The sequence below is a fragment of the Streptococcus pseudopneumoniae genome (assembly GCF_001074565.1).
Lineage (GTDB): Bacteria > Bacillota > Bacilli > Lactobacillales > Streptococcaceae > Streptococcus > Streptococcus pseudopneumoniae_J.
Window position 1 is genome coordinate 1 of the sequence record NZ_JUQX01000008.1, and the last position, 10,838, is coordinate 10,838.

Here is a 10,838-nt window from a genome sequence, read left to right on the forward strand (position 1 = left end):
GCAATACAGAACTAAATCCTTTGGATAAATTAATTGTCTAACTTTTTGGGGTCAGTACATTCAGGAGTTCTTTTTTGTTTATAATAGTGTCAACTTTAATTTACAGATATTTTACCGTTTCGGATGTTGAAAATGCTAAGATTTTCTGGCAAGTTTTGTAAGTGGTCTAAACTTGTTGTTGTGATGAAAGTCTGGATAGATTGTGAAATAGTTTCTAGCAATTTTAGTTGTCGTGTGTTGTCAAGTTCGCTCATAACATCGTCAAGCAAGAGTATTGGAGACTCGTTAGTAATGCTTTCCATTAGTTCAATCTCTGCTAGTTTGATAGAAAGTACAAGACTACGATGCTGCCCTTGACTTCCAAAACTAGCATCCATTCCGTTGATATAGAAAGCAATGTCATCTCGATGAGGGCCAACACCAGTATTCTTTTTAAATAAATCTCTTGATCTACTTTTTTCTATAGCCATTTTAAAAGAATCCATTAAAACTTCTTCATTAGTGAAGTTGACAGTTGATTGATAAAAAATTGACAACTCTTCTGATTGGTTTGAAATTTCTAAGTGTTTTTTTTCACCAAATTTCTCTAGGTCTTTGATGAATTTTATCCGATGTTTTATGACGCGACAACCATACTCTACTAACTGATCATCTAAGACCGACAGAAATGTTTCGTCAATCTTTTGACTGGATTTTAGGTAAGTGTTTCTTTGCTTGAGTATATGGTTATAGTTTGACAAGTCTGACAAGTAGATTGGTTTAATTTGTCCCAGTTCTATATCTATAAATTTTCGACGAACGGATGGGGATCCTTTAATTAACTGGAGATCCTCAGGTGCGAAGAGAACCACATTCATATGTCCGATGTAGTCTGAGAGGCGAGCTTGTTTTAAGTGATTGACTTTAGTCACACGACCTTTTGGTGTTAAATCAATTTCTAGTGGGATAGAACCTGATTTTTTCTGTAGCAAACCAGAAAGATGGAGTTGTTCTTCATCAAAATGAATGAGATTTTTATCTGTCCGAGTACGATGACTACGAGTTAAGGCCAAGAAATAGATTGCTTCTAGAATATTGGTCTTTCCTTGTGCATTTTGACCTAGAAAGACGTTTAATTTTGGATTGAAATCAATTTTCGTCTCTTTGTAGTTTCGAAAGGTTTTTATTGTTAAATGTTGGAGCCACATGATTATCTTCCTGGAAAACGTGGAGCTTGTTTGGTTTTAGGTGATAAAGTAGTTTTTTGTTTTTCTTTCTTTACACCCTTATTCATCTCTTTGACAAGTTTAGCAATCCGCTCTTTTTCAATCTTATCTGCTTGGTATTCTTCTTGCTCTTTTAAACTTGGTTGTGTCAAGGTGATGTCAATCTTTAAATCAGGGATGTCAATTACATCTCCTATACGGATCTTTTTTCCACGTCTAGTTTCTAATTCACCATTAAAGTAAACTTGATGTTCCATCAAAAAGGATTTAATAGCACCACCGCTTTGTATAATTCCAAGCTCTTTTAGGAGGGCTTGGAGCGTAATAAATTCTTCAAATAATTTGTATTCCATAATTCACCTCAATCTAAGGTATTATACCATATTTCTTAGAATTAAGTGAGCGAAATCACTGAAAATGAAAACGATTTTTATTTTAAAAGCGGTAAAGAGAATAAGAAATATTTTCCTTTTCGTGATATAATAGAACTCTATATGTAAGGAGGTAAGGTATGGAGTTAGTGCCTGGAATTTCAGCACATTTTGTTCAATCCAAAAAGTTTAAAACAAATAAAATCACTGTTCGTTTTACTGCTCCCTTATCTCTTGAGACAGTAGCAGGACGCACGTTAAGTGCGAGTATGTTGGAGACTGCCAATAAAGCTTACCCAACTTCTCAAGCTTTTCGTAGATATTTAGCAAGTTTGTACGGAGCAGATATTTCTACGAGTGCTTATCGTAGAGGACAGGCACATATTCTTTACTTAACCTTTACCTATGTACGAGATGAGTTTTTGAGTAAAAAAAATGTCTTGACTTCTCGAATTTTGGAATTGGTAGAACAGACTTTATTTGCCCCCTTAGTTCTAGATGGAGCCTTTGAGCCAACCTTGTTTGAAATTGAAAAAAAGCAATTATTGGCTAGCTTAGCTACTGATATGGATGATTCATTTTATTTTGCTCATAAGGAGTTGGATAGCTTGTTCTTCCATGATGAGCGTCTTCAATTGAGATACAGTGATTTACGAAATAGCATTTCAAATGAGTCTCCTGAAAGTAGCTATACTTGTTTTCAAGATGCTCTGAAAAATGATCGGATTGATTTCTTTTTCTTAGGTGATTTTAATGAAGTAGAAATTACAGAATCGCTGAAGTCATTGCCCTTTACAGCTAGAAAGAGCGATGTTGCCATTCAGTACCATCAGTCTTACTCGAATGTTCTACAAGAAGGAATGGTTCAGAGAAATGTAGGACAATCTGTTTTGGAAATGGGCTATCATTCTCCTGTAAAATATGGTGATGATCAGCATCTACCTATGCTTGTTATGAATGGTTTGTTGGGTGAATTTGCACATTCGAAACTTTTTACAAACGTTCGTGAGAATGCTGGGATAGCCTATACGGTCTCTAGTCAATTAGATTTGTTTAGTGGCTTAGTAAGAATGTATGCAGGTATCGATAGAGAGAATCGGAATCAAGCTAGAAAAATGATGAATCATCAGTTGATGGATTTGAAAAAGGGCAACTTTACAGATTTTGAGCTTTATCAAACCAAGGAGATGATTCGAAGATCTTTATTAATTGCTCAAGATAGTCAGCATACCCTAGTTGAAAGAGTCTATTTAACTGAACTATTTGGAAAAGCGACTTTTGACATTGACCAGTTGTTGGAAAAATTAGAGAGTGTCGATAAAGAAGCTGTATGTAAAGCTGCCAACAGTTTGAAGTTACAAGCGATTTACTTTATGGAAGGAGTAGAATGACAAGGGTTACTTTTGAAGAAAAATACTATCCTGCTGTAAAGGAAAGAGTATACAAAACACAATTGTCAAATGGGTTGACAGTTTCTTTACTTCCTAAACAAGATTTTAATGAGGTTTACGGGGTTGTAACGGTTCAATTTGGCTCTGTAGATGCAACTTATACAGATTTGGAAAAAGGTTTACGTTATCATCCAGCAGGAATTGCCCATTTTCTTGAACATAAATTGTTTGAACGAGAAAATTCTGAAGATATGATGGCTGCATTTACTCGATTGGGTGCAGATAGCAATGCCTTTACAAGCTTTACTAAGACTAGTTATCTTTTTTCAACAATTGCCCATTTATTAGATAATTTAGATTTGCTTGATGAGTTAGTTGGAGATGCTCATTTTACAGAAGAGTCTGTTTTGAGGGAACAAGATATTATCCAGCAAGAACGAGAAATGTATCAAGATGATCCAGATTCGCGTTTGTTTTTTGCAACATTAGCCAATCTTTATCCTGATACTCCTTTAGCGACAGATATTGTTGGGAGTGAGAAATCAATTTCTGAGATTCAAGTTTCAAATTTAAAAGAGAACTTTACAGACTTTTACAAACCTGTCAACATGTCTCTATTTTTAGTTGGAAATATTGATGTGGCGCTCATTGAGGAATACTTTTCGAAAAAGAAAAATAAGATTTTAGAGCAGTTTACAGTTTCAAAAGAGCAACTTCCTTTGCAACCTGTGAAGCAAACAGATAGTCTTCGTATGGAAGTTTCTTCACCCAAGCTCGCTGTTGCTATTAGAGGAACTGGTCAAATAACGGAAGAGGAGTCTTATCGTTACAACATTTTATTGAAATTGCTATTTACGATGATGTTTGGCTGGACCTCGGATCGTTTTCAAAGATTATACGAGACAGGGAAATTAGATGCGTCATTGTCACTAGAGGTTGAGGTAAATAGTCGCTTTCATTTTGTGATATTGACGATGGATACCAAGGAACCTGTTTCTTTGTCGCACCAGTTTCGGAAAGCGATTCGTCAGTTTAGTAGTGATGCAGATATTACTGAGGAGCATCTCGATCTTGTTAAGAGTGAGATGTTTGGAGAATTTTTCGGTAGTATGAACTCCTTGGAATTTATTGCAACTCAATACGATCCTATGGATCGCGGAGAAACAATTTTTGATTTTCCGAAAATTTTACAGGAAATTACTTTGGAAGATGTTCTTGAAGCTGGGCATCGTTTGATTGATAATGGTAATCTAGTTGATTTTACAATTTTTCCAGCCTAAATAAGGCAAGAACACTAGAAAGAAGGAATGGTAAGTATGAGAAAAAAAACAATTGGTGAGGTTCTGCGTTTAGCTAGAATTAACCAGGGATTGAGTATAGAAGAATTACAGGAAAAAACTGAAATTCAGTTGAATTTTCTAGAAGCAATGGAGGCGGATGATTTCGATCAACTTCCTAGCACTTTTTACGCTCGTTCTTTTTTAAGAAAATATGCTTGGGCAGTAGAGTTAGATGAAAGAATTGTCTTGGATGCCTATGATTCAGGTAGTATGATCACCTATGAAGAGGTCGATGTTGATGAAGAAGACCTGTCTGGTCGTAGACGAACAAATAAGAAAAAAACGTCTTATCTCCCTTTGTTTTATTTTGTGCTATTTGCTTTATCAATTTTAATTTTTGTGACTTACTATGTTTGGAACTACATCCAAACTCAGCCAAGTCCTTCTTCAGCTAACTATAGTGTTGTGAACTCATCTAGTTCAACAACCTCATCTAGTTCATCTTCTAGTAGTCAGGTATCAAGCTCATCTTCTACTGCGGAATCAACTATTACCGTTTCAGGTGAAGGGAACCGCATCGAAGCCCGCTATAAAACGAGTAAGGAAACAGCTACGGTTCAGCTGACTGTTTCGGATGCAACTAGCTGGGTAAGTGTTTCAGGAAGTGACCTTGAAGGTGGTGTGACCTTGTCATCAGACAATAAAAACGCAAAAACAACAGTTTCGACGAAAGAACCTGTGACGATTACTTTAGGTGTAGTGAAGGGAGTTACTTTAACTGTGGACAATCAAACAATCGATACCTCGAAGCTGACAACTCAGACTGGAACTGTAACACTTACATTCACTACAGATTAAGGAAGAACCAATGAAAAAAGAACAAATCCCTAATGTATTAACAATTGGTAGAATTCTCTTTATACCTCTCTTTATTCTTATTTTAACTTTGGACCATTCACAAGGAAGTCACCTGCTGGCAGCGATTATCTTTGCAGTTGCTAGTGTAACAGATTACCTTGACGGTTACCTTGCTCGTAAATGGAATGTTGTTAGCAACTTTGGAAAGTTTGCAGATCCAATGGCGGATAAGTTGTTGGTTATGTCAGCTTTTATCATGTTGATTGAGTTGGGTATGGCTCCAGCTTGGGTTGTTGCTATTATCATCTGTCGTGAACTCGCTGTGACAGGCCTTCGTCTGTTGCTCGTTGAGACGGGAGGAACGGTTCTGGCGGCAGCAATGCCTGGGAAAATCAAGACCTTTAGTCAAATGTTTGCCATTATCTTTTTGCTCTTACATTGGAATTTAATTGGGCAACTGTTGCTTTATATCGCTTTGTTTTTCACTATCTACTCTGGTTATGATTATTTCAAGGGTAGCGCTCATCTATTCAAAGGGACATTTGGTTCGAAATGAAATCGATTATTGAAGTAAAAGATCTGTCTTTTCGATACAAAGAAGATCAAGAGTATTATGATGTTAACAGCGTTACGTTTCACGTGAAACGTGGGGAGTGGCTCTCAATCGTAGGTCATAATGGGAGTGGAAAGTCAACAACTATTCGTTTGATTGATGGCTTGCTTGAAGCGGAATCTGGAGAAATCTGGATAGATGGCCAATTGCTGTCCCCTGAGAATGTTTGGGACTTGCGTCGTCAAATTGGTATGGTTTTTCAAAATCCAGACAATCAATTTGTAGGTGCAACTGTTGAAGATGATGTTGCCTTTGGCCTAGAAAATCAGGGACTTCCTCGAGAAGAAATGAAGAAAAGAGTGGCTGAATCTTTGGAGTTAGTAGGTATGCTAGACTTTAAGAAGAGAGAACCAGCCCGCTTATCGGGTGGACAAAAACAACGGGTAGCCATTGCAGGAGTTGTTGCCTTGAGACCTGCTATTTTGATTCTGGACGAGGCTACAAGTATGTTGGATCCCGAGGGGCGCAGAGAACTGATTCAGACAGTTCAAGAGATTCGAAAAGACTATCAGATGACAGTTGTCTCCATTACGCATGACTTGGAAGAAGTTGCGATGAGTGACCGTGTCCTGGTCATGAAAAAAGGCCAAGTGGAGTCAACCAGTAGCCCAAGAGAACTTTTTTCTCGGGATGACCTTGACCAGATAGGCTTAGATGATCCCTTTACGAATCAATTGAGAGAATCTTTGAGAGAGACAGGCTATCAGTTGCCGGATGGCTATTTGACAGAAGGAGAGCTAGAGGACAAGTTATGGGAATTACTCTAGAAAATGTGAACTTTACCTATCAAGAGGGGACTCCCCTATCTTCATCAGCCTTGACTGATGTTTCCTTGACGATTGAGGACGGTTCCTATACAGCTTTGATAGGACATACAGGTAGTGGGAAATCGACGATCTTACAGCTTTTAAATGGCCTATTGCTTCCAAGTAAAGGTTCTGTTCGAGTTTTTGATACCGTCATTACCCCTACATCAACCAATAAAGAAATTCGTCAGATTCGAAAGCAAGTTGGTCTAGTGTTTCAATTTGCTGAAAATCAGATTTTCGAAGAGACTGTTTTGAAAGATGTTGCGTTTGGACCACAAAATTTTGGAGTTTCTGAGGAAGAGGCCGAGAAAATTGCACGTGAAAAGTTAGCCTTGGTGGGCATTGATGAGTCACTCTTTGAGAGGAGTCCATTTGAACTTTCGGGTGGTCAGATGAGACGTGTGGCCATTGCAGGGATACTAGCGATGGAGCCTACTGTCTTGGTTTTGGATGAACCAACAGCTGGACTAGATCCTTTGGGCAGAAAAGAATTGATGACCTTGTTTAAAAAACTTCACCTTGCTGGAATGACAATCGTTCTGGTAACGCATTTGATGGATGATGTAGCTGCATATGCTGATCAGGTCTATGTTATGGAGAAGGGGCGTTTGGTCAAAAGTGGCAAACCAAGTGATGTCTTCCAAGATGTAGCCTCTATGGAAAATGTACAGTTGGGTGTGCCTAAAATCACAGCTTTTTGTAAACGTTTGGCAGATAGAGGTGTAGCTTTTAAAAAACTGCCAATCAAGATAGAGGAGTTTAAGGAGTCGCTAAATGGATAGTATGATTTTAGGGCGTTATATACCAGGAGATTCCATCATTCATCGCTTGGATCCCCGTAGTAAATTGCTCGCTATGATCCTGTTGATTTTGATTGTATTTTGGGCCAATAATCCCCTCGCCAATCTCATTCTTTTTGTAGCAACAGGTATATTTATCGCTTTGTCGGGCGTTTCCCTCTCATTTTTTATCCAGGGATTAAAATCCATGTTTTTCTTGATTGCTTTTACGACTCTATTTCAACTCTTTTTCATTTCAAGTGGAAATGTCTTATTTGAGTTTTCTTTTATAAGAATAACGGATTATGCTTTGCAACAAGCTGGGATTATTTTCTGTCGTTTTGTGTTGATTATTTTCTTTTCAACTTTGCTAACGTTAACGACCATGCCTTTGAGTTTAGCAGCTGCAGTTGAATCTCTCTTAGCGCCTCTGAAACGCGTGAAAGTTCCTGTTCATGAAATTGGGCTCATGTTATCAATGAGTTTGCGTTTTGTTCCAACCTTGATGGATGACACGACGCGAATTATGAATGCTCAAAAAGCTCGTGGAGTTGACTTTGGCGAAGGCAGTATCGTTCAAAAAGTAAAGGCTATGATTCCGATTTTAATTCCTCTTTTTGCGACTAGCTTAAAGCGTGCAGATTCATTGGCAATAGCCATGGAAGCGCGTGGTTATCAGGGAGGAAAGGGTAGAAGCCAGTATAGACAGTTGAGATGGAGTCAAAAGGATACACTGGCGATTCTTGTGATTCTGGTGCTGGGATGTCTCTTATTTTTCTTAAAATCTTAGTGGATTTGTAAGATTGATAAAAAATCACAGTAGTAGATCTTTAGTAAAAAGGTAGGAATATGAACCGTTTTAAAAAATCAAAATATCTAATCATCGTTTTTGTCACAGTTCTGGCAGTTTCTGTACTATTAGTGACAACCTATTCAAGTGCTATTGTGACAAAACTAGGAGATGGAATTTCCTTAGTAGATCGAATTGTTCAAAAACCATTTCAGTGGTTTGATGCTTTCAAATCGGATTTGGGTCATTTGACACAGACTTACAATGAAAACGAAAGTCTAAAAAAACAACTCTATCAATTAGAGGTGGATTCTAATCAATCAGAACGTCTAAAATCAGAGAATGAACAACTACGTCAACTTTTAGAGATGAAGTCAAAATTACAGGCTACAAAAACCTTAGCAGCAGATGTGATTATGCGAGCTCCAGTATCTTGGAAGCAAGAGTTGACAATTGATGTGGGAAGTTCAAAAGGAGTTTCTGAAAACATGTTGGCCATTGCAAACGGTGGCTTGATTGGTAGTGTTTCAAAAGTTGAGGAGCATTCAACAACGATTAACTTGCTGACAAACACTGAAAATTCCGACAAAATTTCAGTTAAAATCCTGCATGGTTCTACTGAAATTTATGGAATCATCGTTGGTTATGACAAGGAAACAGAACTTCTTAAAATTAGTCAATTAAATAGTAATAGCGACATTAGCGCGGGAGATAAGGTGACGACAGGGGGGCTCGGAAACTTTAATGTTAAGGATATTCCTGTTGGCGAGGTTGTTGCCACAACGCACAGCAGTGACTATCTAACACGAGAGGTAACAGTAAAGTTGAGTGCTGACACCAAAGATCTTCATGTGGTAGGGTTAGTGGGGAATTAGCAATGAGACTGTTTAAACAAGTTGGTATTTTCTTTTTACTCCCTGTTATCGTTCTAATTGATGCTCATATTAGTCAATTGGTGGGATCCTTCTTCCCCCACTTTCATTTAGCCAGTCATTTTCTATTCTTGTTTCTCTTATTTGAGACAATCGAGGTGTCAGAGTATCTCTATCTAGCCTATTGTTGTATAGTGGGTTTGGTTTACGATATTTATTTTTTCCACTTGATTGGAATTGCCACGCTTTTGTTTATCGTGATTGGTGCTTCGCTCCACAAGTTTAACAGTGTGATTCTGACAAATCGTTGGACAAGGATGCTGACTATTATTGTAATCAGTTTTCTGTTTGATATGGGGAGTTATCTTCTTGCTTTGGCTGTGGGATTGGCGGTAGATTCTATGCCAGTCTTCATTGTCTATAGTCTTGTCCCATCAATGATTCTGAACTTCTTATGGATGGTGATTTTCCAATACATTTTTGAAAAATATTATCTATAAGAAAGAAATATAAATGTAACAAAGGCGTAATATTTATTATGTCTTTTTTTGGTATACTAGTAATGTCTTAAATAGAAGGAGTATCTATATAATATGAAGAAAAAAATCTTAGCGTCACTTTTGTTAAGTACAGTATTGGTTTCACAAGCGGCGGTATTAACAACTGTTCATGCTGAAACAACTGATGAAAAAATTGCTGCTCAAGATAGTAAAATCAGTGACTTGTCAGCTAAACAAAAAGAAGCTCAAAAAGAAGTAGATGAAATCCAAACGCAAGTTACAGCTATTCAAACACAACAAGCAAGCTTGCAAGCTGAAAATGAAACACTTCAAGCTGAGTCTAAGAAACTTGAAGGAGAAATTACAGAGCTTTCTAAGAATATTGTTGCTCGTAATGACTCATTGGAAAAACAAGCACGTAGTGCACAAACAAATGGTGCTGCAACAAGCTACATCAACACAATTGTAAACTCAAAATCAATTACTGAAGCTATTTCACGTGTTGCAGCTATGAGCGAGATTGTATCAGCTAACAACAAAATGTTGGAACAACAAAAGGCTGATAAAAAATCAATTGCTGAAAAACAAGTTGCGAATAACGAAGCTATCAATACCGTAATTGCCAACCAACAAACTCTTGCTGACGATGCACAAACATTGACAACAAAGCAAGCTGAGTTGAAAGTTGCTGAGTTGAATCTTGCTGCTGAGAAAGCAACTGCAGAAGGCGAAAAAGCTACTTTGCTAGAACAAAAAGCAACGGCTGAAGCAGAAGCGAAAGCAGCGGCTGAAGCAGAAGTAGCTTACAAAGCTCGTCAAGCAAGCCAACAACAATCAGTAGTTGCTTCAGGAAATACAAGCTTCTCAGCTCAAGTACAAGCGACATCAACATCTGATGATGAGGATTCAAGCTACACTCCAGCACCTGCTAGACAACGTCCAACATATAGCTCAAATGCATCAAGTTACCCAACTGGTGAATGTACTTGGGGAGCTAAGACATTGGCACCTTGGGCTGGAGACTACTGGGGTAACGGAGCTCAGTGGGCAACAAGTGCTGCTGCAGCAGGATTTCGTACAGGATCAACTCCACAAGTTGGTGCGATTGCATGTTGGAATGATGGTGGTTATGGACACGTAGCGGTTGTTACGGCAGTTTCATCATCATCTCGTATCCAAGTATCAGAATCAAACTACGGTGGAGATCGTACAATCGGAAACAAACGTGGATGGTTCAACCCAACTACAACTTCTCAAGGTTACGTAACATACATCTATCCAAACTAATGAACCAAATAAAGAGGCTCGATATGTACTGACCCCAAAAAGTTAGACAATTAATTTATCCAAAGGATTTAGTTCTGTATTGC

General features: G+C 37.9%; 12 protein-coding genes. 10 read left to right on the plus strand and 2 right to left on the minus strand.

The window, feature by feature from the left end:
• Positions 1 to 95: 95 nt before the first annotated feature.
• Both recF and yaaA read right to left on the minus strand, forming a co-directional pair.
• Positions 96 to 1,187 (minus strand): DNA replication/repair protein RecF, encoded by a 1,092-nt coding sequence (recF, locus tag ADI74_RS01040; RefSeq protein WP_049536481.1) that lies wholly within the window; start codon positions 1,185 to 1,187, stop codon positions 96 to 98.
• Between the two features lie 2 nt (positions 1,188 to 1,189).
• Positions 1,190 to 1,558: a S4 domain-containing protein YaaA gene (yaaA, locus tag ADI74_RS01045; protein ID WP_049536482.1), complete on the minus strand. Its 369-nt coding sequence runs from the start codon at positions 1,556 to 1,558 to the stop codon at positions 1,190 to 1,192.
• A gap of 158 nt (positions 1,559 to 1,716) precedes the next feature.
• Here yaaA and yfmF point away from each other — a divergent pair, with 158 nt between their 5' ends.
• The 10 genes from yfmF to pcsB all read left to right on the plus strand — a co-directional run bounded on the left by yfmF (position 1,717) and on the right by pcsB (position 10,755).
• A complete protein-coding gene (yfmF, locus tag ADI74_RS01050) occupies positions 1,717 to 2,967 on the plus strand; it encodes an EF-P 5-aminopentanol modification-associated protein YfmF (protein ID WP_049536484.1) in 1,251 nt (416 codons plus the stop codon).
• A complete protein-coding gene (gene yfmH / locus ADI74_RS01055) occupies positions 2,964 to 4,247 on the plus strand; it encodes an EF-P 5-aminopentanol modification-associated protein YfmH (RefSeq protein ID WP_049536486.1) in 1,284 nt (427 codons plus the stop codon). The genes yfmF and yfmH overlap by 4 nt, the downstream gene beginning before the upstream one ends.
• 36 nt (positions 4,248 to 4,283) lie before the next feature.
• On the plus strand, positions 4,284 to 5,105 hold the full coding sequence (gene rodZ, locus ADI74_RS01060) for a cytoskeleton protein RodZ (RefSeq protein WP_049536488.1): 822 nt from the start codon (positions 4,284 to 4,286) through the stop codon (positions 5,103 to 5,105).
• Between the two features lie 10 nt (positions 5,106 to 5,115).
• Positions 5,116 to 5,661, plus strand: a complete 546-nt coding sequence (pgsA, locus tag ADI74_RS01065; protein WP_049536489.1) for a CDP-diacylglycerol--glycerol-3-phosphate 3-phosphatidyltransferase — start codon at positions 5,116 to 5,118, stop codon at positions 5,659 to 5,661.
• Positions 5,658 to 6,485: an energy-coupling factor ABC transporter ATP-binding protein gene (locus ADI74_RS01070; protein ID WP_049536491.1), complete on the plus strand. Its 828-nt coding sequence runs from the start codon at positions 5,658 to 5,660 to the stop codon at positions 6,483 to 6,485. Before pgsA ends, ADI74_RS01070 begins: the two co-directional genes overlap by 4 nt.
• Positions 6,470 to 7,309 carry an energy-coupling factor transporter ATPase gene (locus ADI74_RS01075; protein ID WP_049536493.1) on the plus strand — a complete coding sequence of 280 codons (840 nt, stop codon included), beginning with the start codon at positions 6,470 to 6,472 and terminating at the stop codon, positions 7,307 to 7,309. The genes ADI74_RS01070 and ADI74_RS01075 overlap by 16 nt, the downstream gene beginning before the upstream one ends.
• Complete coding sequence (locus tag ADI74_RS01080) at positions 7,302 to 8,096, plus strand: energy-coupling factor transporter transmembrane component T family protein (protein WP_049536494.1); 795 nt, start codon at positions 7,302 to 7,304, stop codon at positions 8,094 to 8,096. The genes ADI74_RS01075 and ADI74_RS01080 overlap by 8 nt, the downstream gene beginning before the upstream one ends.
• Positions 8,097 to 8,155: 59 nt before the next feature.
• Entirely contained in the window at positions 8,156 to 8,971 is an 816-nt protein-coding gene (mreC, locus tag ADI74_RS01085; protein ID WP_049536495.1) for a rod shape-determining protein MreC, read from the plus strand.
• A gap of 2 nt (positions 8,972 to 8,973) precedes the next feature.
• Positions 8,974 to 9,468: a rod shape-determining protein MreD gene (gene mreD, locus ADI74_RS01090; RefSeq protein ID WP_049536496.1), complete on the plus strand. Its 495-nt coding sequence runs from the start codon at positions 8,974 to 8,976 to the stop codon at positions 9,466 to 9,468.
• Positions 9,469 to 9,561: 93 nt separating this feature from the next.
• Positions 9,562 to 10,755: a peptidoglycan hydrolase PcsB gene (pcsB, locus tag ADI74_RS01095; protein WP_049536498.1), complete on the plus strand. Its 1,194-nt coding sequence runs from the start codon at positions 9,562 to 9,564 to the stop codon at positions 10,753 to 10,755.
• The last annotated feature ends 83 nt before the right edge of the window (positions 10,756 to 10,838 follow it).